Genomic DNA, 24299 nt, shown 5'->3' with positions numbered 1-24299 from the left:
GGAATCAGCACCCACTCCGGCAATAGCATCACGGCCTGGCACTAGTATCAGCACCCGCACCCGCACCCGCACCCGCACCCGCACCCGCACCCGCAACAGCAACAGCAACAGTACGACACCGATACAGCACGGGTGTCTCGAGCTTGTTCTGCGCAAGCGGTTTTAGTGGTTTGGCCGCCAGGATTCAGTTTCTACACGTCGCAGAATCTCGCATCAGAACCATTCGCGGTTCGTATTCGCGGCAGGTTTAGCGCTTGATGGCCGTTACCTCTGTGTTCGATTAGGACGGTTGTGGATCGTGTATCTGCACCGCTGGCTCTTCACGCTCTGGGGCGAAGTTCGGCTCGCTACGCTAGTAGATTGCGGGTCTGAACTGTCGAGATTTGTCCTTTTCCTTCAAGTCGTTCCCACCCCTCTTTTCTTTCACAAAGCAGCTTGATGCTGCTGCCGATTCGGTACTTGGGCATTCACACTGTCGCATCCGCAGCACGAAGTGAAATTGCGGGTGGATCGAGTTGCATTTCTCGCTTAGCATTCGGCCACGGGGTTAGTGGTAGTTCGGAGAGTGAAACGGATGGGGAATCAGAGTCGAAGTAAGCGCCATGCAACGTGGCGTGTTGGGATGGTGTGCATTAGTGCGGCTGCAATTATCTGGGGGATTGGCGGGTGTGCTTCGCCGGGAGCGTCGTCGACACAGGCCTTGGCTTCCGCCGCACCGGCATACAGCGATGAAATCGCGCCCTTTTCAGCGGCAGTGAATTCCGATGGCCTTCCGCCGCGATGGGAAGCCTATCTTGTAACGCGCAATAAGCGGCTCACCCATTACGAACAGACTACCGATAGTGACGGGATCGCCGTGATCCGAGCCACTGTCGACGAATCGGCGTCCGGGATCGCTCAGAAGCTAGACATTCCGGTGTACCCCGGGACAAAGTTATCGTGGCGCTGGCGAGCGGATGCCATGCCCACCAACGCAGACATTCGGACAAAACGATTCGACGATGCCCCTGTGCGCATAGCGCTCGCCTTTGATGGCGATCCGAGCAAACTCACCGTTCAGGATCATATGCACAGGGAATTGGCCCGTATGGTGAGCGGTCGAGAACTGCCGTTTGCGACGCTGATGTACACGTGGGGAGATGATAAATTCGCGGCAAACGAAGTCGTCCGCAATCCCTATACCGCACGTATTCGTTCCATTGTCGTCGAGCGCGGAGACGATCAACTTGGTAAATGGCAGACGTATTCTCGCGACATTGTGAAGGACTACGAGAAGGCGTTTGGTGAACCTCCAGGACGTTTGGTCGGCATTGCCATCATGAGCGATGGCGATAACACGCAATCCAAATTCACAGCCTGGTACGGCGATATTCATCTGGATACGGACGGCATTCCAACTACAACAGCCGCCAAATAGTCCAATTGACGTCATGGCAAAAAAGCCGGCAAATTGCCATTGCCGGCTTTTCTATTTCGATCCGATTTTCAGGAACAAAGTTGCTTACTGATTGCGCTCGAAATACGTTTCGACCAGTTTGACCCAGTAGGTGCCACCGAGCGGCAGCAGGTCATCGTTGAAATCGTAACTGGCGTTATGCAGATTGCACGGACCGAGGCCGTGCCCCGTATCCCGGTGCGTACCATCACCATTCCCGATGAAGACATAGGCGCCCGGTTTTTCGAGCAGCATGAACGAGAAGTCCTCGGCACCCATCGTCGGCTCAACCTTGTCGTTGACGTTTTCGTCGCCGACGACCTGACGCATTACGTCCGCACACAATGCGGCCATACCCGGTTCGTTGATCGTCGGCGGATAGTTGCGGTGGAACTCGATTTCCGCCGAGCAACCCAGCCCCTTGGCGACGAATTCGGAAATTTCGCGAAGGCGAGTCTCGATCAGATCCAGAACCTCGATCGAGAACGTGCGAATCGTGCCACCCAACCATGCCAGGTCCGGGACAACGTTCGTCGCGTCGCCCGCATGGATCTGCGTGATGGAAAGGACGGCGGCGTCGATCGGCCGCTTATTACGCGTGATGATGCTTTGCAGAGCTTGTGCGACCTGCACCGCCGCAATCACGGGGTCGATCCCCGCATTCGGGATACCTGCGTGAGTGCCCTTGCCGCGAATCGTGATCTTGAATTCGTTGCTCGAGGCCATCATTGGTCCTGGCGTGACAGCGAACGTGCCGGTCGGCACGCCCGGCCAGTTGTGCATGCCGAACACCGCCTGCATCGGGAAGCGCTCGAACAACCCATCCTTGATCATTTCGCGCGCGCCACCGCCGCCCTCTTCTGCGGGTTGGAAAATCAGGTAGACGGTGCCATCGAAATTGCGATGCTTCTGAAGATATTGCGCTGCAGCAAGTAGCATGGCCGTGTGACCGTCGTGGCCACAAGCGTGCATTTTCCCTTCGTGCTTCGACGCGTGTTCGAACGTGTTGGCCTCGTGAATCGGCAAGGCGTCCATGTCGGCGCGCAGACCGATCGCGCGGTCGCTGCTGCCATTCTTGATGACGCCGACGAGACCGGTCGTACCAAGTCCGCGATGAATGGGAATGCCCCACTTGGTCAACGTATCTGCGACCACATCGGAGGTGCGCTTCTCTTCGAAGCACAGTTCGGGGTGAGCGTGAATGTCGCGTCGAATGGTCTGGATTTCACCGCGAGCGGCGTCGATTTCTGGGATGAGCTTCATGACGGGGTTTCCTGCTGAGCGCAATGGCTCATCTTACCCCTAATGGCCGGGTCTGACACCTCGGTCGGAAATGTCCGAGAGGCGCATCAGAAGGACCCGAAAAATGTCGGAAGCCCCCGTGTGGCGGGGCGAGGCAAGGGTGAAAGTAATACAATATCGCCAGCGTCCCACCTTTGCCGGACGCAGCAATTCGGTAGAGAGGAGTAGTTTGATGACGACCAATACCCGCGTCGTTCGGGCCGCATGTCCGCATGACTGTCCCGACACGTGTGCGTTGCATGTGACGGTGGAAAATGGCGTCGCGATCAAGGTCCAGGGGGATCCGGACCATCCGACGACCAAGGGTGTCCTGTGCACGAAAGTCTCTCGATACACGGAACGAACCTATCATCCGGACCGTCTGCTGCATCCGCTCAAGCGCGTCGGTCCGAAGGGCAGCGGCCAATTCGTCCAGGTCAGTTGGGACGAAGCGCTCGACGAGATTGCTACCCGGCTCGCGGCAATCGCGGCACGCGAGCCCGAAGCGATTCTGCCGTACAGCTATGCGGGCACGATGGGCTTCGTTCAGGGCGAATCGATGGCCGCGCGGTTTTTCAATAAAGTGGGCGCGTCCGATCTCGATCGCACCATCTGTGCCAGTGCGGGTGCCGCAGGGATGCGATACACCTACGGGGCTGGCGTCGGAATGCACGTCGAGCATTTCGTCGACAGCAAACTGATCCTGATTTGGGGCAGCAACCCGATTACATCGAGCGTCCATTTTTGGGCCATCGCGCAGGAGGCGAAGCGTCGAGGGGCGAAGTTGATTGCCATCGACCCATACCGGTCGCTCACTGCTGAAAAATGCCATCAGCACATTGCGCTGCTACCGGGCACGGACGCTGCCCTGGCACTTGGCATGATGCACATCCTGATCGCTGAAGATCGGGTCGATCACGAATACATTGCGCGGCACACGGTGGGCTACAACGAGCTCAAGGAGCGGGTGCGGCGGTACACACCCGCTCGCGTGGCCGAGATCTGCGGCATTAGCGAAGAGACGATTACGACACTTGCACGCGAGTATGCGAGCGCGAAGCCCGCGGCGATCCGGTTGAATTACGGCATGCAGCGCGCCAAGGGCGGTGGTCAGGCAACGCGCGCGGTGGCGTGTCTGCCGGCGTTGATCGGTGCCTGGCGTGATCCGGCGGGCGGCATGCTGATGTCGACGTCCGGCTACGCGCCGGTGAATACCCTGGCGCAAGCTCGCCCGGATCTGCGGCCGCGACAGGACAAACCGGCACGTGTGGTGAACATGAGTGCGATCGGGGATGCCCTTTGCCACTCCGGCAACGAAACCTTCGGCCCGAAGATCGAGGCGCTGGTGGTCTACAACAGCAACCCGGTGGCTGTGGCACCCGAATCGAGCAAGGTGGCGGCCGGCTTCGGCCGCGAGGATCTCTTCACCGTGGTGCTGGAACATTTCCAGACGGATACCGCTGATTATGCGGACTTCGTGTTGCCGGCCACGACGCAACTCGAGCATCTCGATATTCATAAGGCCTACGGTCACACCTATTTGTTGGCGAACAATCCCGCGATTGCGCCGCTCGGTGAGGCCAAACCGAACTCCGAGATCTTCCGCCTGCTGGCCAGACGTATGGGGTGGGATGAGCCTTGTTTCTCCGACACGGACGATCAACTAGCGGCGCAATCGATTCGCTGGAACGACGCCCGGATGGCGGGCAGCGACTGGGAAACACTCAAGCGCGATGGCTGGATTCGCTATGACTTGCCCGAGGCGCCGTTTGCAAACGGACAGTTCTACACGCCGTCCGGCAAGTGCGAGTTCTACTCGGAGCGAATGCGGCAAGAAGGATTTGATCCGTTGCCGGATTGGGTGCCGCCTTACGAGTCGGTCGCCAGCAACCCCGAGTTGGCTGCACGTTATCCGCTCGCGATGATTTCGCCACCCGCACGTAACTTCCTGAATTCGAGCTTCGTGAACGTCGATAGCCTGAGGGCAGCCGTGGGAGAGCCGACGCTGGATATTCACCCGGCGGATGCGGGACCCCGAGGCATCGTGGACGGCGTGGGCGTACGTATTTTCAATGACCGTGGCACGTTGAACGCCAAAGCGCGAGTCACCGAGAAAGCGCGCGAAGGTGTTGTTGTCGGTCTATCGATCTGGTGGAAGAAACTTGCCCCGGACGGGAAGAATGCCAACGAGGTGACGAGTCAGCAGCTCACCGATCTTGGACGAGCCCCGACGTTCTACGACTGTCTGGTCGAAGTCGCCCCGGTGTGAGTCCACTCATTCAGCACCAATGCCGAGGAGCCCCGCGATGCCGATCTCATCAGCGAAACTCCTGCGGTGGGCGCTTCGTGTGATTGCAAGTGTCTCCGGATTGGGCTTATTGATGGGCCTGCCCGGATGCGGGCAAGTCGGTTATTACGCCCAGTCGATCAACGGACATTTCACGATGCTGCATGAAGCGCAGCCGGTGGCCGATTTGCTCGCGGATTCCTCGATCGACCCACGTCTGCGCGCGAGGCTTGTCGAGGCGGAGCAAATTCGCAGCTACGCGGTGACGGCGCTCGGGGAGCCGGATAATGGCAGCTACCGGAGTTACGCCGATATCAAGCGCCCCTTTGTCGTCTATAACGTTTTCGCTGCCCCTACGCTTTCGCTGAAGCTTCATGAGTCATGCCTGCTGGTCGTGGGGTGCGTAGAGTACCGGGGCTACTATTCCCGTGATTCTGCGGAAGCCTACGCGGCAGAGTTGCACCGCGATGGATGGGAGACGTTCGTTGCCGGGATTCCCGCCTACTCAACGCTGGGGTACTTCGACGATCCGCTGCTAAACACCTTCATCTATCTTCCTCGCGCAGAAGTGGCGCGCATGATTTTCCATGAACTCGCCCACCAGATTCTGTTTGTGCGAGGGGATACCGCGTTCAACGAGTCCTTTGCGGTGACGGTTGAGACTGTCGGCGTGCGGCGCTGGCTAGCGGCGCATCCCGACGCCGCGATAGAGTACGAGCGGTACGACGCTCATCGGCGTCAGTTCCGAAAGTTGGTGGACGGTTATCGCCAGCGTCTTGAATTGCTTTACGGCAGTTCGGAGCCGGACGCGGAGAAAGCGGCGAAAAAGGATGTCTTATTCATCAGCATGCGAGCTGACTATGAGGCATTGAAAGCGTCGTGGGGCGGTTACAAAGGCTTCGATCTGTGGTTTGCCACCGATTTGAACAACGCCAAGATCGGGTCTTTCGCCACCTACAACCAATGGGTGCCGGCGTTCATGGCCTTGCTGGCGCAAGAGAACGACGATTTGCCCAAATTCTACGCAGCTGTCAAAGCCATGTCGAAACGGCCTGAGACCGAGCGAAACGCGTCACTCGCCGCCCTGGATCGCACTCCAGCCGCGTCCGCGGCCCGCACGTTGATGGATACGCCGATGCAGGCGGTGCGGTAAGCCATTCGAAAGGTGGCTCGGAGAATGGTCCTAACGCGACTCGATTTACGAGCGGTGCACCAGATGGTGGGACACGCGGGGTAATCAACGAATCGACACGGCGTTGCGGTCACCGAGAGAGGGGCGAATTCGTCCGTGTGAGCGTCTCGCCACCGCATTCCAACGGTGGTCGATAGATGTGATGACGGACGCGCTGGTCTCGGTGAGCAGGCTGTGCCATAGCGCGTGCGTGTCGAATCAAACCGGCCAAGTGCGATGCCACAGGCGAAGCGGTGTTCGATTGGCATGGGGACACGCTTTTTGCGCTCGGATAGCTGCGTCATGACGTGCGTGCCGATTCGAACCGGTCAAGTTCGATACCGCCGGCGAAACGGCATTAGATGGGTATGGGGGCGGACACGCCCTCTTACGGTCAGATAGGCGTGTCGTAGCGTGCATGCCGATCTGACCTGGCCAAATCAATATCACAAGCGAAACCGTACTTGATGGGCGCGGGGGCATGCTCTTTGCGGCCAGATAGCTGCGTCATAACGTGCGTGCCGATTCGAACCCGTCAAGTTCGAGGCCACCCCACAGGTGAAACGGTCATCTCAGTGTCGTTACGCGATCACTGACTTCAAATTACCCAGCAGTGCATAAAGCTGTTGTTGCTGCGCTTCCGGAAGTTGTCCAAGGCGCTGTTCTATCCATTCCTCATGGGCACGCGCCATGTTGGAGAACGCCTTTTGGCCGCGCGGAGTGAGTTTGATCAGAAACGCGCGACGGTCGTTGACGACGATCTCACGTGCCACCCAGCCTTCCTTCTCCAACTGATCGGTGATGCCGGTGACATTCCCGCCGGTGACCATCATTCGTTTGCTCAGCTCGCCCATCTTCAACCCTTCGGGATGACGATCGAGCTGTGCGAGCAAGTCGAAGCGCGGCAGCGTGCAATCGAATTCCTGACGCAAGCGCGAGCGGATATCCGTCTCGATCAAGTTGGCGCACGTCAGTAGCCGCAGCCAAAGGCGCAGCGCATCGTGCTCACGATCGTGGGCTCGCGTTTCGAGATCGAGAGAGTCGGAGTCGGCGAGGCTCATGGTGGGGGGGGAGAAAATTTACAGTATGGAAATTTTAGGTTTGAAATAAATGCTTGGTCAAGCTGGGGACGTTCCGATGTTCGGGGCAAATCGGGACGAGAGCCTCCGGCAGAAGCGCAGTCTCGGCCCAATAGCCGTGGAGTGACAGCGCAGAGCGGCAGTAGCACGGCTGCCTCAATAAAAAAAGGGCACCCGAAGGTGCCCTTTCGTCAAAGCCTAAGTGACAGAAACTGTCAGCTTAGAACTTGTGACGGATACCAGCCGTGACTGCGAACTGGTTGGCGCTCGAGCTGGCCGGTTGACCGTTCAGCTGAGCCCACGAACCGTTCGAAGCGTGTTGCCAGTTGCCGACCAGGTACGTGTCCGTGCGCTTCGACAGGAAGTAGTCGACGCCCAGGTTGACTTGGTGCCACTTCGGCGACACTTCAGCACCACCGGCGCTCGAGTACAGGGTCGTAGCAACGCCACCGTTCAACTTCGACCACGTGTACGTGTACGATGCGCCCAGTTGCAGAGCCGGCGTCAGCATGTACTTGGCGTTGGCTTCGATGTTGTCGAACTTCCAGCTACCACCAACCAGCGGCGTGTAGTCGAACTTCGAGTGGCTGTACACCAGGCCGAACGTTGCCGGACCGAATGCGAACGAACCGCCAGCTGCGTAGACTTGTTGCTTGTCCACGACGCTCGTCGTTGCAGCCGTACCAACCGTACCGTTGTTGAATGCACCAACTTCGTTCAGGTTGGCGTAGTCACCGTTGATAGCACCAGCCGTGCCGTTACCCGGCGAGCCGATGTACAGGTAACCAGCACCCAACGTCAGCGGGCCGTTGGCGTAGCCGAGGCCAGCCGACCATGCGCGGTTGTTAGCGAAGCCGCTGCCGCCGCCGTTGTTAGCTTGGTTCGAGAAGCCATACAGGCCGCCGAACGAGAAGCCCGAGTAGTTGGCGCTCGTGTACTTGACCGAGTTGTTGATACGGAACGAGTTGTTCAGGTTGTCGTTGTCGAACGGGTGAGCGCCCGAGAACGTTGCCCATTGGCTACCAACAGCCAGCGGACCAACGAAGTCAACCACGGAGTCGTACTGACGACCGATCGTGACCGTACCAGCCGTCGTGCTGCTCAGACCAACGTAGGCTTGACGACCGAACATGCGGCCACCTTGACCCAGCGTGCCGTTGCCCAGCGAGAAGCCGTTTTCCAAGACGAAGATCGCCTTCAGACCGCCGCCCAGATCTTCAGCACCCTTCAGGCCCCAGCGCGAACCTTGCAGGTTACCGTTGCTGAACTTGAAGTTCTTCGAGCCGTTGGTGGTGTTGGCGTTGTAGCCAGCGTTAACTTCGTTGCTGGTGTAGGTCAGGCCAGCATCGATGATACCGTACAGGGTCACGCTGCTTTGTGCGTGAGCAGCGCCAGCGAATGCGCCGAGCACACCCAGAGCGAGAAGCGACTTTTTCATTGAGTGATCTCCAAAGGATTGTGAGATTTGTTTAACAAGGTCACTAGTGATAACGTCCTTGCTAATCAACTTCGCGAGAAGTTGGACGTAATGTAACAAATTCACTTTGGGCGGCAAAGGAAAAGGCCGGTTTTACGCGGGTTTGCGACGGGTTTTGTTTCGTTTACGCAACAGCCCGGGAACCGGCGTCCGGCGGGGATTTCGCGCGTTTGCGCCCGCGCAAGGCACGCCGGATAAAGGGGCGTATCATCGGCGGCGGACCCGAAAGAATCGTCCAGCGTTCCACATTGTGAAAGATTTAAGTGAGTTGAAAGTACGATGTTCTCCGACAGTCTGATCTCCGAACTTGACCGTGGCCTGCGAGCGATTGCGGGTGTCACGCAAGCGTCTCGCCCGACTCCCACGGTGCTCTCATCCCCGGATAGTGATGTTGCCGCTGGCGACGACGTATTGACGCCGCAAGAGCGTCGTCACGTGGCGGGACTCATGCGGGTGAATCACGTTGGCGAGGTTTGCGCACAAGCGCTGTATCAGGCGCAGAAGCTGGCGACGAAGCGTTCCGAGTTGCGGGCCGCGTTCGAGCATGCGGGCAAGGAAGAGGAAGATCACCTTGCGTGGACGGCGCACCGCCTCTCGGAGCTCGGCTCGCGCCCGAGTCTCCTCAATCCGCTGTGGTACGCCGGCGCATTTGCCATCGGCTTCGTGGCAGGAAAGTGCGGCGACAACGTGAGTCTGGGCTTCATGGCGGAGACGGAGCGTCAGGTCGAACACCATCTGGATAGCCACCTGGACGATCTGCCGCCGCACGATCTGCGCTCGCGCGCCATCGTCGATCAGATGCGTCTCGACGAAATCGAGCACGGGCAGGCCGCGCGCGATGCCGGCGGGATCGAATTACCGGTGCCGGTGCAGCGTGTGATGCGCGCGGCTGCCAAGGTCATGACGACGACCGCCTACTATATATAGAGCGTTTGCAACGTCCCCCCGAAAGACCCCTACCTCCCGAGTCGATTTCCCTCCGCGCAGCGTGTGCCGACAGGCAATTGCCAGGCTTTGGCACGGCGTGAGCGCGCACTACCCGGTATCGATAGTGATGACGGGCCTCCCGCGAGGTGACGCCCAAATTTTGAGGTTCCACTTTCACTATCGCGGTTATGTCTTTAATTTTCCTGACAAAATTTCGTTTTCCTGCTTTAGGAAAGTGAGCTAAGTCATTGTTCTGTCTGGCAAATTCCCCCCTAAAAAAGGGCGAAAGGCTTGACCGCCCATACACTCTCCTCTAAAGTGGGAAATAGTGTGAGAAAGTGTATTTTTGTGTGGTGTAAGGCACTAAATCTTTCTCTTTCGGCATGACGGGCAAGCGGACGAAACCTCACGGGAGCGCGCGTGTTTCAGGGAGCCTCGGCACTTTCACTGGATGCAAAGGGACGGATGTCGATTCCGGCCCGGCATCGTGACGTGCTTCAGGGCGGCGCTGAAGGCAAGGTGACGATCACCAAGCACCCTGACGGTTGTCTGCTGCTGTTCCCGCGTCCCGAATGGGAGATCTTCCGCGGCAAGATCGCCGCACTGCCGATGGACGCGCACTGGTGGCGACGCATCTTCCTGGGCAACGCAGCCGACGTCGAGCTGGATTCGGCGGGGCGTGTTCTGGTGGCGCCCGAGTTGCGCGCTGCCGCGGGCATGGACAAGGAAGTCATGCTGCTGGGCATGGGCAGTCATTTTGAACTCTGGGATGCCGCGACGTATGCCGCCAAGGAACAGGCGGCGATGGCGCAGGGTATGCCGGAAGCACTGAAAAACTTCACTTTTTGACAGATCAGGTGGTCCGACGAGCATGGCGCACGCGGTGGAAACGGTAATGCAGCACCGCACGGTCCTGCTAGAGGAGGCCGTGGATGCCTTGCTATGGCGCGACGATGGCGTATACGTCGACGGCACATTCGGCCGCGGCGGGCATAGTCGCAGGCTACTTGAGCGGCTGGGCGCCAAGGGGAGGCTGATCGCATTCGATAAGGACCCCCAAGCGATCGCGGAGGCGGCAAAAATTGCCGATCCGCGATTTTCGATTGAGCACGACAGCTTCGCGACTTTGCGCGAGGCGCTGGCCCGGCGCGGTATCGACAAGGTGTCGGGCGTTTTGCTGGACCTGGGCGTTTCGTCGCCGCAGTTCGACGACCCGGCGCGCGGATTCAGTTTTCGTTTCGACGGCCCGCTCGACATGCGCATGGATCCCACGCGCGGCGAGTCGGCTGCCGACTGGCTGGCCCGGGCAACGCTGGAAGAAATGACGGAGGTCATCAAGGACTATGGGGAAGAACGGTTTGCTTTTCAGATTGCAAAGGCGCTTGTTGCTCGCCGGGCAAACGCCGATAGCCTCGGGCCACTCGTCAGCACTCGTGAGCTTGCCCAGATCGTGGCGGGCGCCGTCAAGACCCGTGAGAAGGGCAAGGACCCGGCAACACGTACCTTTCAGGCTCTACGGATTCACGTCAATCAAGAGCTTGCGGACTTGCAGATAGCACTCGACGTAGCGGCCGATGTCCTCGAAACGGGAGGCAGACTCGTGGCGATCAGCTTTCATTCGCTGGAAGACCGTATCGTGAAGCGCTTCATGCAAGCGCGCTCGAGCGCGCCGGTGGTGGATCGCCGCGTGCCCCTGCGCGCCCACGAGATCCCCGAGCCGCCTTTCAAGGCCAGCCGCAAGATCAAGCCGTCCGCCGTTGAGGTGGAGGTCAACCCCCGTTCGCGCTCGGCGATCATGCGGGTCATGGAGCGGGTGTCGACATGAGCCGGCTCAATATTCTTCTGCTCGCGCTGCTCATCGGCTGCGCACTCTCGCTGATCAACGCGCAGTACCGCGCCCGCGGCACGTTCGTCGAGTTGAATCGCGAGCAGGCGCTCGAGCACCAGTTGCTGCAGGACTGGGATCGTCTTCAGTACGAGCAGAGCGCACAGAGCAAGAGCGCCCGCATCGAGAGCGTGGCGCGCAGCGACCTGAAGATGCAGGCTGTCTCACCGGGCCGCACGCAGTATCTTTCCGCACCGGCCGGCGGTTCGGGGGCGATGGTGGACGTGCCCGTGCCGACCGCGAGCGCCGCATCCGCCCCTGCAAGCGGAGGCAAGCGATGAATCGCCGCAAGGACGCCAAGGCCAAGACCAAGGATGTGCAGTTCTCTGCCAGCCCGGTCCTGTCCGTGCGTCTGCCGATGTGGCGCTCGAAGATGCTCGTCTTCGTGATCTTCGGCGCGTTCGCGTCGCTGGTGGCGCGCGCCTTCTGGATTCAGGGGCCGGGTAACGGCTTCTATCAACGTCAGGGCGAGAGCCGTTACGAACGCACATTGGAGATGTCCGCCACGCGCGGCAAAGTGTTCGACCGTAACGGACAGGTGCTTGCCACCAGTCTGCCCGTCAAGGCCATCTGGGCCATTCCCGAAGATGTACCCGACGACGTGTCGGCAGAGCAGGTTCGCCAGCTCTCGCGTCTGCTCGAGATGAGCGAGTCGGATCTGCGACGCAAATTCAATCAGGAAAAGAGCTTCGTCTATGTGAAGCGCCAGGTGCTGCCGGATGTCGCCAGGCAAGTCGCCGAGCTCGATATCCCGGGCGTGTACCAGCGCAAGGAATACAAGCGCTTCTACCCCGAAGGCGAGATCGCGGCGCACGTGGTCGGCTTCACGAACGTCGAGGATATCGGACAGGAAGGCGTCGAGCTGTCGATGCAGAAGGATCTGGCCGCCACGCCCGGTAGCCGTCGCGTGATCAAGGATCGCCTGGGGCGCGTGGTCGAGGATATCGACATCCTGGCGCAGCCGCGCGACGGTCACGACATCACGCTGTCGATCGACAGCAAGATCCAGTTTCTCGCCTACAGCGAACTCAAGGACGCCATCGAGCGCACTGGCGCGAAAGCCGGCAGCGCCGTGGTGCTCGACGTGCGCACGGGCGAAGTGCTCGCGCTCGCCAATCTGCCCACGTACAACCCCAACAATCGCACCAACCTGACCGGCGCGCAGTTGCGCAACCGTGTCATTACCGACACGTTCGAGCCCGGTTCGATCATGAAGCCGATCACCGTCGCCGCCGCGATCGAGAACGGCTACGTGAAGCCGACCTCGACGGTGATGACCACCGGCCGGGCCAACTTCTTCGGCGCGAACATCACGGACACGCACGATTACGGTCTGCTCACCGTGGCCGGCGTCATCCAGAAGTCGAGCAACATCGGCACGGCGAAGATCGCGTTGCAGATGAAGCCGCAGGAAATGTGGGACATGTTTACCAGCGTCGGCCTCGGGCAGGCCCCGAAGCTCGGTTTCCCTGGCGCTGTGGCGGGGCGTCTGCGTCCGGCCAAGAGCTGGCGTCCCATCGAGCAGGCGACGATGGGTTACGGCTACGGCCTGTCGGCCTCGCTGATTCAGTTGGCTCGCGCCTACACCGTTTTCGCGCACGACGGCGAGTTGCTGCCGATCTCCATCTATAAGACGGATGGCAGTGTCGTAAAGGGCACGCCGGTGATTTCTCCCGCGACGGCACGCGAAGTGCGCAAGATGCTTGAGATGGTGACGTCGCCCGGCGGCACTGCCACGCGCGCCCAGGTGATCGGCTATCGCGTCGGCGGCAAGACCGGTACGGCGTACAAGCAATCGGGCAAGGGATACGACAAGAGCAAGTACCGGGCATCGTTCGTCGGCATGGCGCCGATGTCGGAGCCGCGCATCATCGTGGCGGTCACGCTCGATGAGCCGGGACGCGGTTCGCATTACGGCGGTGTGGCCGCCGGTCCGGCGTTTGCCGCCATTGTCGGCGGTACGCTGCGTGCATTGAATGTGGTGCCGGATTCGCCGGTGACGAAGCTCGTCGTGAGCGACAAGGTGGAGGAGAGCGAGCCATGGGCACCGTGACCCCGACACCGCAAAACCCCGCCACGTTCGCCCTGGTCGCGGACGCCACCGATCGCGCCGCGCTCGCGCAGGTGTGGGACTGGCTGCGCCGCACGGTGCCGGCTGGCGCCACGTTGCAGGCGGATAGCCGTCGGGTGACGCCGGGCGATGTGTTCGTGGCGTATGCGGTCAAAGGCGCCGACAGCCGGGGCTTCATTGCCGACGCCGTCGAGCGAGGGGCGGCGGCCGTGCTCTGGCAGAGCGACGATTTCACGTGGCCGGCATCGCTGACCAGTCTCGCGAACGTGCCGCAATTCGGCGTGCCGCGTCTGGATTGGCTGGCGGGCCCGCTGGCGGCGCTGTGGTACGGCGAGCCGAGCGTCGGCATGACGATGCTGGGCGTGACGGGCACGAACGGCAAAACATCGTGCAGCCAGTGGCTGGCACAACTTCTGTCGAAGACGAACGTGCGCAGTGCCGTGATCGGCACGCTGGGCAGTGGCTTCCCGGGACATCTGACGGTGACGGGCTTCACCACGCCCGACGCCGTTCAACTGCAGCGCAGCCTCGACGACCTGCGCGCACAAGGCGCTGCGGCGGTTGCAATGGAGGTGTCGTCGCACGGGCTGTATCAAGGGCGTGTCAATGGGGTGGCGTTCGACGTCGCCATGTTTACCAATCTGACGCAGGACCATCTCGACTACCACGGCACGATGGCCGAGTACGAGGCGGCCAAGACACGTCTGTTCGACTGGCCGGGTCTGAAGGCGGCTGTCATCAATCGCGACGACGCGATGGGGCAACGCCTGCTGGCGCGCCTGGCCGGGAAGACGCCGGTCTTCGAGTACGGCATTCACGGCGCGGCGGCATCGGCGCATGGCAACCGCGTATTGCGGGCAGAAGATATCCGCGCGACGACGGCGGGCACGCGCTTCATGCTGCACATCGACGACCAGAGTCAGCAGGTCACGGTGCCGCTGATCGGTGAATTCAACGTGAGCAACGCGCTCGCTGTGCTGGGCGCGGCGCTGGCCGCCGGTGTAGCGCAGGACGCGGCGATTGCCGGACTGGCGACGCTTACCCCCGTGTCCGGCCGTATGGAGCAGATCGGGCAGCCGGGGCAGCCGCTGGTCGTGATCGATTACGCGCACACACCCGATGCGCTCGACAAGACGCTCGCGGCGCTGCGTCCGGTCGCCGCGGCACGCGGCGGCAATCTCGTTTGCGTGTTCGGCTGCGGCGGGGATCGCGATGCGGGCAAGCGTCCGCAGATGGGGGCGGTGGCCGAGCGTCTGGCAGACGCCGTGGTGCTCACGAGCGACAACCCCCGCACGGAAGTGCCGGCCGAGATCATGACGCAGATCGCTGCCGGTCTGGCGCACCCCGACGCGGCACGTCGCATCGAAGACCGGGCGAGTGCGATTCTGCAGGCCGTGCGCGGTGCGCAGGCAGCGGACGTCGTGCTCATCGCGGGCAAGGGACACGAGAGTACACAGGAAATCATGGGTAAGAAGCGGCCGTTCTCCGATCAGGAACACGCACGTCTGGCACTTGCCGCGCGTGCGACCACGGTTCGCGGAGGTGGCGAATGACGCAAACGACGATGTGGCAACTGAGCGACGCTCACGCCGCGGTGCCCGATTCGCAAGTGATCGGCGCGCCGTCGACCGCGTTTGCCCGCATCGTGACGGATAGCCGCTCGGTGCAGCCGGGTGATCTTTTCGTGGCGATCAAGGGCGAGCGTTTCGACGCGCACGACTTCCTGGCTGAGGTGGCGCGCGCGGGCGCTGCCGCTGTGGTCGCGTCGCGTGTGCCGGAAGGTTTCGAGACGCCTGCGCTGATCGTGCCCGACACGCGCATCGCGCTGGGCGAGTTGGCCGCCGCATGGCGCCGCCGCTTCGCGATCCCCGTGGTGGCGGTGACCGGTAGCAACGGCAAGACGACCGTCAAGGAAATGATCTCGGCGATCTTCGCCGAGGCCGCGGGCGCGGACGCACGTCTGGCCACCGCAGGTAACTTCAACAACGACATCGGCCTGCCGCTCACGCTGTTCCGTCTGAAGGACGGCGACAAGCTGGCCGTGCTCGAACTCGGCATGAATCACCCCGGCGAAACGGCGTATCTCGCGAAGATCGCGCAGCCGACGGTGGCCGTCATCAACAACGCACAGCGAGAGCATCAGGAATTCATGGTGAGCGTGGCGGCCGTGGCCGAAGAGCATTCGGCCGTGCTGGCGGCGCTGGCTGGCGACGGCGTGGCCGTCTTCCCGGCGCAGAGTGAATTCGCGCCGCTGTGGCGTGAGGTTGCGGGCAAGCGCCGCGTGCTCGATTTCGCGCTGGATATGCGTGCGGCCGTCTCGGGGCGCTACGACGTGGCCACGCGCGTGCTGCGTGTAGCGTCGCCCGCCGGCGATTTTTCGCTCACGTTACCGCTGCTCGGCGAGCACAACGCGCGCAACGCGTTGGCCGCGATTGCGTGCGCGTTGGGCGCTCACGTCGACATTGGTTCGATTGTGCGGGCACTCGAAGCGTTTGCCGCCGTCAAAGGCCGTCTTCAGGTGTCAACGCTCTCCAAGGGACCGCTCGCCGGTGTCACGTTGATCGACGACACCTATAATGCGAACCCCGATTCGGTCCTGGCCGCCATCGACGTCCTGGCGCAGACCCCGGCACCGCGTGTGCTGGTGCTGGGCGACATGGGCGAGGTGGGCGACAACGGACCGGCGTTTCACCGGGAAGTTGGCGAATACGCCGCCCAACGCGGTATCGATCGCCTGCTGGCGTTGGGGGCGCAAACGCAAGCCAGCGTGGCCGCTTTCGGCGACGGGGGGGAACATTTTTCGGACGTGACCGATGTTGCGCCGCTCGTGGCCAAGTTGAATGCCACGCTGAGCGCGCCGGCCACGGTGCTGGTAAAGGGAAGCCGCTTCATGCGGATGGAGCGCGTGCTCGAGCAGTTGCGCGCGACGAGTGAAAGCGGGGGCGGCGACGCCCCGGCCAAGTGATAAAGGATTGATGGAATGTTGCTGACGTTGGCGCAATGGCTGCAAGCGGATGCGAGCTATTTGCGCGTGTTCAACTACCTGACGTTTCGGGCCGTGATGGCAAGCCTCACGGCGCTGGTGATCGGGCTCGCGTTCGGGCCGATGGTCATTCGCAAGCTCGCCGAAATGAAAGTGGGTCAGGCCGTGCGTACCGACGGCCCGCAGACTCACCTGGTGAAGTCGGGTACGCCCACGATGGGTGGTGTGCTGATTCTCATCGGCATTACCGTGGCCACGCTGCTCTGGGCGGATCTGAGCAATCGTTTCATCTGGATCGTGCTGCTCGTCACGCTGGGCTTCGGCATCATCGGCTGGATCGACGATTACCGGAAGGTCGTCTACAAGGACCCGCGCGGCATGTCCTCGCGCGAGAAGTATTTCTGGCAGTCGCTCATCGGCCTGTTCGCCGCGATCTATCTGGCGTTTTCGGTGTCGGAGACCAGCAATCTGAAGGTTTTCGAGCTGTTCATCAGTTGGGTGCGCAACGGTTTCCCGCTCGATCTGCCGCCGAAAGCGGACTTCATCGTGCCGTTCTTCAAGACGATGAGCTACCCGCTGGGCGTGTTCGGCTTCATTGCGCTGACGTACTTTGTCATCGTCGGCTCGTCCAACGCCGTTAACCTCACGGACGGCCTCGACGGGCTGGTGATCATGCCGGTCGTGCTGGTCGGTGCGGCGCTGGGCGTGTTCGCTTACGTGATGGGCAACGTCGTCTACTCGAAATACCTGCTGTTCCCGCACATACCGGGCGCGGGCGAGCTGCTCGTGTTCTGTTCGGCGATGTCGGGCGCGGGGTTGGCGTTCCTATGGTTCAACACGCACCCGGCGCAGGTCTTCATGGGCGATGTGGGCGCGTTGGCGCTGGGCGGCGCGCTCGGCACGGTGGCCGTGATCGTGCGTCAGGAAGTCGTGCTCTTCGTGATGGGCGGTGTGTTCGTGGTGGAGACGCTGTCGGTCATGTTGCAGGTGACCTGGTTCAAGTACACCAAGCGCCGGTTCGGCGAAGGGCGGCGCATTTTCAAGATGGCGCCGCTGCATCACCACTTCGAATTGTCGGGATGGAAGGAAACGCAGGTGGTGGTCCGCTTCTGGATCATCACGCTGACGCTGGTGCTGATCGGTCTGTCGACGCTGAAATTGCGCTGACGCAGTAAGGCGCGGCCGGCAAGACAGGCGAGACAGATTGAACGGGATGGCGGCTTCGCAGGTATGCGAGGTCGCCATCGCGCAAAGTCGGTCAAGGTGGGATTAAAGGCAGGGCCGCTCGCGCCGATAGCACTTGATTGGTGTCGTTGAAGCGATGCATTAAGCGATGCATTCGTAGGTTGTTTGAATCGAAAAAAAGGAAAGAGCGACGTGTTCGGCGAGAAGTTTGGTGAATCCTGGCAACCGCGTGTCCTGATCCTGGGTCTGGGAGAGTCCGGCCTGGCGATGGCGCGTTGGTGCGCGCGTTACGGCTGCCGCGTGCGTGCGGCCGATACGCGCTTTGCGTCGTCGGAGACACCGCCGAACGTTGTGACCCTGCGCGTCGACGCGCCACAGGCCGAGTTCGTCGGCGGCGCGTTTGCGGGCCAGATCGACGCGTTGCTCGCCGACATCGAACTCATTGGCATCAGCCCGGGCCTGTCGCCGCTTGCCGCCGACGTGTCGGCGCTGCTCGCGGTGGCCACCGAGCGCGGTATTCCGGTGTGGGGCGAGATCGAGTTCTTCGCGCAGGCGCTGCGTCACATGCAAGCGACGAGCGGTTACGCGCCGAAGGTGCTTGCCATCACCGGCACCAATGGCAAGACCACGACCACGAGCCTGACGGGACTGTTGTGCCGACGCGCCGGGAAGCGCACGGCGGTGGCGGGCAATATCAGCCCGTCGGCGCTCGACCGTCTGAGCGAGTGCATTGCCGACGCAACATTGCCCGACGTCTGGGTGCTCGAACTCTCCAGCTTCCAGTTGGAGACGACGCACTCCCTCGCGCCCGATGCGGCTGCGATCCTCAACATCACGCAAGACCACCTGGACTGGCACGGCGACATGGACGCCTACGCTGCGGCCAAGGCGCGCATTTTCGGTGAGCAGACCGTGCGTGTGCTCAATCGCGACGACGCCCGCGTGATCGCCTTCGCCTCGCCCGAAGCCAATGTCGTGACCTTCGGCACGGACAAGCCCGACGCCGTGGGCGACTTCGGTCTCGAGATGGAAGGTGGCATGTGGTGGCTGGTCGAGGGATTCACGCGCGACGACGCGCCGCCCGCGCCCAAGCGTCGCAAGGCCGGTGCCGTGGACGCGCCGGTCGAGGTGCTCGGCAAGCGACTGATGCCGGCCGATGCGCTGCGCATTCGCGGTCAGCACAACGCAGCGAACGCCCTGGCGGCGCTCGCGCTCGCGCGCGCCATCGATCTGCCGATGGCCAAGCTCCTGCACGGATTGCGCGAGTACCCGGGCGAGCCGCATCGCGTGCAGCTCGTCGCGACGATCAACGAAGTCGAGTTTTACGACGACAGCAAGGGCACCAACGTCGGCGCGACCGTCGCGGCGATTACGGGGCTGGAGAAGACGCTGCTCCTGATCGTCGGTGGCGACGGCAAGGGCCAGGACTTCTCGCCGCTGGCCAATCCTGTCGCCCATCATGCGCGCGCCGTGTTACTCATCGGGCGCGACGCACCGCGGCTGCGTGAAGCGCTGACGGATACCGGCGTCGATCTGATCGACGCCCCGACGCTCGAAGACGCTACGCGAGAAGCCGCCAGACTGGCGCAGCCCGGCGACGCCGTGCTGCTCTCGCCGGCCTGCGCGAGCTTCGACATGTTCCGCAACTACGAGCATCGCGCTCAAGTGTTTCGCGACACCGTGGTTGATCTGGCCGCCGACGCGGGAGTGATGCTATGAACCGAATCAAGTCGTTCTTCAGCAAGAAGCGTCAGGCCGGGTTCGCCGGCGCCGGGACGGCCACTGCGCCGGGCGCCGCAACGCAGGCCGCCAGCCGCACGCTCGGCAGCATCAAACCGACCCGCTCGCGCATGCTCGAATACGATCACGCGCTCGTGTGGGTAGTGATCTCGTTGCTGTCGCTCGGACTGATCATGGTGTATTCGGCCTCGGTCGCGTTGCCGGATTCGCCGAAGTACAGCGGGTATTCGACGTATCACTTCCTGGGCCGTCACATCGTCTCGCTGACGATCGGGCTGATCGCGGCGGTCATCACCTTCCGGATTCCGGTCAAGACGATGGACCGGCTCGCGCCGAAGCTCTTCCTGCTGGCATTGCTGCTGCTCGTGATCGTGCTGATCCCGCACGTGGGCAAGGGCGTGAACGGCTCGAAGCGCTGGATTCCGTTCGGCGTGCTCAATCTCCAGCCGTCGGAAATCATGAAGCTCGCGGTCACGCTGTACGCCGCGAACTACACCGTGCGCAAGCAGGAATTCATGCAGAGCTTCGGCAAGGGCTTCCTGCCGATGGGGATTGCCGTGGTGTTCGTGGGCATGCTGCTGCTGCTCGAACCGGACATGGGCGCGTTCATGGTGGTCGCGGCCATCGCCATGGGCATTCTGTTCCTCGGCGGTGTGAACGGACGCCTGTTCGGCGGGCTGGCGCTCACGGCCGTGGGCACTTTCGCGATGCTGATCTGGCTGTCGCCGTGGCGTCGCGAGCGGATTTTTGCGTACCTCGATCCGTGGCGCGAAGACTACGCGCTCGGCAAGGCGTATCAGTTGACGCACTCGCTCATCGCGTTCGGACGCGGCGAGTGGACCGGTGTCGGACTGGGGGGCAGCATCGAAAAACTGCATTACTTGCCCGAAGCGCATACCGACTTCATTCTCGCAGTGATCGGTGAAGAGTTCGGCTTCGTCGGGGTGCTGGTCGTCATCCTGCTGTTTTACTGGCTGGTGCGCCGCGCCTTCGAGATCGGCCGTCAGGCGCTTGCGCTCGAACGCACGTTCGCGGGGCTGCTCGCGAAGGGCGTGGGCGTGTGGCTGGGGGCGCAGACCTTCATCAACATGGGCGTGAATCTCGGCCTGCTGCCGACCAAGGGCCTGACGTTGCCGCTGGTCAGTTACGGCGGCTCGGGCATCTTGCTCAACTGTGTGGCCGTGGCGATTCTGCTACGGGTGGATTACGAGAACCGCGTGCTGATGCGGGGAGGCAAAGTATGACCGAGCGCGCTACCGCGATGTCGGCACCGGAAAAGAAGACGCGCACGCTGCTGGTCATGGCCGGCGGCACGGGCGGTCACGTCTTCCCGGGGCTCGCGGTCGCCAACTTCCTGCGTGTGCAGGGGTGGCGCGTGGTCTGGATCGGCAATCCGGCGGGCATGGAAGCCACGCTCGTGCCGAAGTACGACATTCCGATGGAGTTCGTGAAGTTCGGCGGCTTGCGTGGCAAGGGCCTGATGACCAAGCTCCTGCTCCCGCTCAATCTGCTGCGCGCGTTCTGGCAGAGCATCGGCGCGATTCGTCGCGCCAAACCGAATGCGGTGCTCGGCATGGGCGGCTACATCACGTTCCCGGCGGGGATGATGGCGTCGCTGCTGGGGCGTCCGCTGGTGCTGCACGAGCAAAACTCGGTGGCGGGCATGGCGAACAAGGTGCTCGCGCGCGTGGCGGACAAAGTGCTGCTCGCGTTCCCGGACACGATTGCGGGCGGCGAATGGGTCGGCAATCCGATCCGTGCGGACTTCGACGAGATGGCCCCGCCGGCCGAGCGCTATCACGCGCGTACCGGCCCGTTGCGCATTCTGGTGGTCGGCGGAAGCCTGGGCGCCACGGTGCTCAACGAGATCGTGCCCAAGGCGCTGGCGAAGCTGCCGCGTGAGGATCGTCCGCGAGTCACGCATCAGGCGGGCGTCAAACATATTCAGACGCTGCAGGCGAATTACGCGGCGGCGGGGGTGACGGTCGAGGCAGTGCCGTTCATCGACAACATGGTCGCGGCTTACGCTGAGGCGGATCTGGTGATCTGCCGGGCGGGCGCGATGACGGTGGCCGAAGTGGCTGCGGCGGGTGTGGCGGCGCTGTTCGTGCCGTTCCCGCATGCGGTCGACGACCATCAGACAACGAATGCGCGTTTTCTCGCCGACAAGGGCGCGGCAACGCTGATCGACCAGCGCGAGCTGTCGGTCGAGACCCTGGCTGAGTGGCTGCGCCGTCAAACGCGCGAATCGCTGCTCGCGATGGGAGAGAAAGCCAGGGCGCTCGCCAAGCCGGACGCCACCGAACACGTGGCGCGCGTGTGCGCGGCTCTGGCCAAGGATTGAAATGAAACACATCGTCAAACACATTCACTTCGTCGGCATTGGCGGCTCGGGCATGAGCGGCATTGCCGAGGTGTTGCTCAACCTGGGGTACCAGGTGAGCGGCTCCGATCTCGGCGAGAACGCGGTAACGCAGCGTCTCGCCGGTCTTGGCGCGCGCATTGCACGCGGCCACGCAGCCGAGAATATCGACGGCGCGGACGCCATCGTCGTGTCCACTGCCATTACGGCAGACAACCCGGAAGTGCTCGCGGGCCGCGCTCGCCAGATTCCGATCGTGCCGCGTGCGCTGATGCTCGCGGAACTCATGCGTCTGAAGCAGGGTGTGGCCATTGCGGGCACGCACGGCAAGACGACCACGACGAGTCTCGTCGCCAGCGTTCTGGCGCAGGGCGGGCTGGACCCGACGTTCGTGATCGGTGGCCGTCTGAACAGCGCCGGGGCGAATGCCAAGCTGGGCACGGGCGACTTCATTGTGGTCGAGGCCGACGAATCGGACGCCTCGTTCCTGAATCTGAATCCGGTCATCGAAGTCATCACGAACATCGATGCCGATCACATGGATACGTACGGGCACGACTTCGCCCGTCTGAAGCAGTCGTTCGTGGCGTTCACGCAGCGTCTGCCGTTCTACGGGATCGCGGTGGCGTGCGTGGACGATGCGAACGTGCGCGAGATCCTGCCATTCGTCTCGAAACCGACCGTGCGTTACGGCCTGTCGGAAGACGCACAAGTGCGTGCCGTCGACGTGCGTGCCGACGCCGGGCAGATGCGTTTCACCGTGCTGCGCCAGTTCGGCAACGGGGCGCCGCCGCTCGACATCACGCTGAATCTGCCGGGTGAGCACAACGTGCGCAACGCGCTCGCGGCGATTGCGATCGCGACCGAGCTCGAAGTGCCCGACGCCGCCATTCAGCAGGCGCTGGCGGAATTCAATGGCGTGGGCAGACGTTTTCAGCGGTATGGCGACATCGCGCTGCCGAAGGCCAATGGCGAAGGCACGTTCACGCTGATCGACGACTATGGGCATCACCCGGTCGAGATGGCCGCGACGCTCGCCGCCGCACGCGGCGCCTTCCCGGGACGCCGCATCGTGCTGGCCTTCCAGCCGCACCGTTACACGCGCACGCGCGATTGCTTCGAGGACTTCGTGAAAGTGCTCTCGGACGCGGACGCCGTGGTGCTCGGCGAGGTCTATTCGGCTGGCGAGGCGCCCATCGTGGCAGCCGACGGTCGTTCGCTCTCGCGCGCATTGCGCGTGGCGGGCAAGGTAGAACCGGTTTTCGTGGAAGACGTGGCGCAATTGCCCGACGCTATCCTGCAAGTCGCCCGCGCGGGCGACGTCGTTATCACCATGGGTGCCGGCTCCATCGGCGCGGTGCCCGGCAAGTTGCAAGTTCAGCAAGGAGTTTGACGTGAGTGCTTTCGATCCGAAGCGTTTCGGCAAGGTAGGCGTCCTGATGGGCGGACGTTCGGCCGAGCGTCAGATCTCGCTGATTTCGGGCAATGGTGTGCTCGAAGCCCTGCGCTCGCGTGGGGTAGATGCGCATGGGTTCGATACCGGCATGCACGACCTGGCCGCGCTCGCCGCGCAGAAGTTCGATCGCGTGTTCGTTGCGCTGCATGGCCGTTATGGCGAAGACGGCACGCTGCAAGGCGCGCTCGAACATCTGGGCATTCCGTACACCGGCAGCGGGGTGTTGGCCTCCGCGCTGGCGATGGACAAGGAAATGACCAAGCGCGTGTGGATCAACGAAGGGCTGCCGACGCCGCGCTTCACGATGCTTCATGCCGACAGCGATTTCGACGCCGTGGCGCGCGACCTCGGACTGCCGCTCATCGTCAAGCCGTCGCGCGAAGGCTCGACCATCGGTCTGACGAAGGTCACCGAAGCGTCGCAACTGAAGGCCGCATTCGAAAAGGCGGTCGCGCTCGACCCGGACGTGCTCGCCGAAGAGTTCATCGACGGCGACGAACTGACCGTGCCGGTGCTCGGCGTGGGCACCAAGGGCGCGAACGCCGCGCGTTCGTTGCCGGTGATTCGTATCGTCGCGCCGGACGCGAACTACGACTACCAGAACAAGTATTTCAAGGACGACACGCGCTACGAATGCCCGCCGCCGTTGTCGGTGTCCTTGCAGGAGGAAGTGCAGCGCCTCGTATTGCGCGCCTACCTCGTGCTCGGTTGCCGTGGCTGGGCCCGTGCGGACGTGATGCTGCGCAAGCGCGACAACAAGCCGTACCTGCTGGAGATCAATACGTCGCCGGGCATGACGGGGCACTCGCTGGTGCCGATTTCGGCGCGTGCGGCGGGCCTGTCGTACGAAGACCTGGTGGTCGAAATACTGGCAACTGCGACGCTCGATCTGCATCCGAACGCGCAGTGGAAACCCGAGTAAGACATTGAACGCGTTGAAGAACGCTCTGATACGGAAAG

19 protein-coding genes are annotated in these 24299 nt (G+C 62.3%); 16 read left to right on the top strand and 3 right to left on the bottom strand.

Annotated elements, in window-relative coordinates:
* The first annotated feature begins 700 nt into the window (after positions 1 to 700).
* Entirely contained in the window at positions 701 to 1417 is a 717-nt protein-coding gene (locus ACIPHM_RS19025) for a DUF3047 domain-containing protein (RefSeq protein ID WP_400331462.1), read from the top strand.
* Between the two features lie 84 nt (positions 1418 to 1501).
* On the opposite strand, the gene ACIPHM_RS19020 is transcribed toward ACIPHM_RS19025, so the two are convergent.
* The gene (locus ACIPHM_RS19020) at positions 1502 to 2698 is read right to left on the bottom strand and encodes a M20 aminoacylase family protein (RefSeq protein WP_400331459.1); all 1197 of its coding nucleotides are present in this window, start codon (positions 2696 to 2698) and stop codon (positions 1502 to 1504) included.
* A 211-nt stretch (positions 2699 to 2909) separates the two neighbouring features.
* Here ACIPHM_RS19020 and ACIPHM_RS19015 point away from each other — a divergent pair, with 211 nt between their 5' ends.
* The gene (locus tag ACIPHM_RS19015) at positions 2910 to 4985 is read left to right on the top strand and encodes a molybdopterin-dependent oxidoreductase (RefSeq protein WP_400331457.1); all 2076 of its coding nucleotides are present in this window, start codon (positions 2910 to 2912) and stop codon (positions 4983 to 4985) included.
* 37 nt (positions 4986 to 5022) lie between these two features.
* On the top strand, positions 5023 to 6156 hold the full coding sequence (locus tag ACIPHM_RS19010; RefSeq protein WP_400331454.1) for an aminopeptidase: 1134 nt from the start codon (positions 5023 to 5025) through the stop codon (positions 6154 to 6156).
* Between the two features lie 599 nt (positions 6157 to 6755).
* On the opposite strand, the gene ACIPHM_RS19005 is transcribed toward ACIPHM_RS19010, so the two are convergent.
* Positions 6756 to 7235: a MarR family winged helix-turn-helix transcriptional regulator gene (locus ACIPHM_RS19005; RefSeq protein ID WP_400331451.1), complete on the bottom strand. Its 480-nt coding sequence runs from the start codon at positions 7233 to 7235 to the stop codon at positions 6756 to 6758.
* Between the two features lie 238 nt (positions 7236 to 7473).
* Positions 7474 to 8691: a porin gene (locus tag ACIPHM_RS19000; protein ID WP_400331448.1), complete on the bottom strand. Its 1218-nt coding sequence runs from the start codon at positions 8689 to 8691 to the stop codon at positions 7474 to 7476.
* Positions 8692 to 9009: 318 nt separating this feature from the next.
* On the opposite strand from ACIPHM_RS19000, the gene coq7 reads away from it, so the two are divergent.
* From coq7 to ACIPHM_RS18935, 13 genes are all read left to right on the top strand, one after another.
* Positions 9010 to 9657: a 2-polyprenyl-3-methyl-6-methoxy-1,4-benzoquinone monooxygenase gene (gene coq7, locus ACIPHM_RS18995; RefSeq protein ID WP_400331446.1), complete on the top strand. Its 648-nt coding sequence runs from the start codon at positions 9010 to 9012 to the stop codon at positions 9655 to 9657.
* A 420-nt stretch (positions 9658 to 10077) separates the two neighbouring features.
* Positions 10078 to 10506: a division/cell wall cluster transcriptional repressor MraZ gene (mraZ, locus tag ACIPHM_RS18990; protein WP_400331443.1), complete on the top strand. Its 429-nt coding sequence runs from the start codon at positions 10078 to 10080 to the stop codon at positions 10504 to 10506.
* 22 nt (positions 10507 to 10528) lie between these two features.
* Positions 10529 to 11482, top strand: coding sequence for a 16S rRNA (cytosine(1402)-N(4))-methyltransferase RsmH (gene rsmH, locus ACIPHM_RS18985; RefSeq protein ID WP_400331441.1), 954 nt, complete (start codon positions 10529 to 10531; stop codon positions 11480 to 11482).
* The gene (ftsL, locus tag ACIPHM_RS18980; RefSeq protein WP_044457168.1) at positions 11479 to 11823 is read left to right on the top strand and encodes a cell division protein FtsL; all 345 of its coding nucleotides are present in this window, start codon (positions 11479 to 11481) and stop codon (positions 11821 to 11823) included. The genes rsmH and ftsL overlap by 4 nt, the downstream gene beginning before the upstream one ends.
* On the top strand, positions 11820 to 13595 hold the full coding sequence (locus ACIPHM_RS18975; RefSeq protein WP_400331438.1) for a peptidoglycan D,D-transpeptidase FtsI family protein: 1776 nt from the start codon (positions 11820 to 11822) through the stop codon (positions 13593 to 13595). Before ftsL ends, ACIPHM_RS18975 begins: the two co-directional genes overlap by 4 nt.
* Positions 13583 to 15166 (top strand): UDP-N-acetylmuramoyl-L-alanyl-D-glutamate--2,6-diaminopimelate ligase, encoded by a 1584-nt coding sequence (locus tag ACIPHM_RS18970; protein WP_400331435.1) that lies wholly within the window; start codon positions 13583 to 13585, stop codon positions 15164 to 15166. The genes ACIPHM_RS18975 and ACIPHM_RS18970 overlap by 13 nt, the downstream gene beginning before the upstream one ends.
* Positions 15163 to 16578, top strand: coding sequence for a UDP-N-acetylmuramoyl-tripeptide--D-alanyl-D-alanine ligase (gene murF, locus ACIPHM_RS18965; protein WP_400331432.1), 1416 nt, complete (start codon positions 15163 to 15165; stop codon positions 16576 to 16578). The genes ACIPHM_RS18970 and murF overlap by 4 nt, the downstream gene beginning before the upstream one ends.
* Before the next feature lie 15 nt (positions 16579 to 16593).
* Positions 16594 to 17763: a phospho-N-acetylmuramoyl-pentapeptide-transferase gene (mraY, locus tag ACIPHM_RS18960; protein ID WP_400331429.1), complete on the top strand. Its 1170-nt coding sequence runs from the start codon at positions 16594 to 16596 to the stop codon at positions 17761 to 17763.
* Between the two features lie 210 nt (positions 17764 to 17973).
* Entirely contained in the window at positions 17974 to 19500 is a 1527-nt protein-coding gene (gene murD, locus ACIPHM_RS18955) for a UDP-N-acetylmuramoyl-L-alanine--D-glutamate ligase (protein WP_400331427.1), read from the top strand.
* On the top strand, positions 19497 to 20765 hold the full coding sequence (gene ftsW / locus ACIPHM_RS18950) for a putative lipid II flippase FtsW (RefSeq protein ID WP_400331424.1): 1269 nt from the start codon (positions 19497 to 19499) through the stop codon (positions 20763 to 20765). The genes murD and ftsW overlap by 4 nt, the downstream gene beginning before the upstream one ends.
* Positions 20766 to 20782: 17 nt before the next feature.
* Entirely contained in the window at positions 20783 to 21865 is a 1083-nt protein-coding gene (gene murG / locus ACIPHM_RS18945; RefSeq protein WP_400331503.1) for an undecaprenyldiphospho-muramoylpentapeptide beta-N-acetylglucosaminyltransferase, read from the top strand.
* A gap of 1 nt (position 21866) precedes the next feature.
* A complete protein-coding gene (murC, locus tag ACIPHM_RS18940; RefSeq protein ID WP_400331421.1) occupies positions 21867 to 23276 on the top strand; it encodes a UDP-N-acetylmuramate--L-alanine ligase in 1410 nt (469 codons plus the stop codon).
* Between the two features lies 1 nt (position 23277).
* Complete coding sequence (locus ACIPHM_RS18935; RefSeq protein ID WP_400331418.1) at positions 23278 to 24261, top strand: D-alanine--D-alanine ligase; 984 nt, start codon at positions 23278 to 23280, stop codon at positions 24259 to 24261.
* Positions 24262 to 24299: the final 38 nt, after the last annotated feature.

Source organism: Pandoraea sp. NPDC087047 (assembly GCF_044745225.1).
In the GTDB taxonomy this organism is placed as follows: Bacteria; Pseudomonadota; Gammaproteobacteria; order Burkholderiales; family Burkholderiaceae; genus Pandoraea.
The sequence above is the reverse complement of the archived record's forward strand: the minus strand, read 5'-3'. Positions and strand labels throughout refer to the sequence as shown.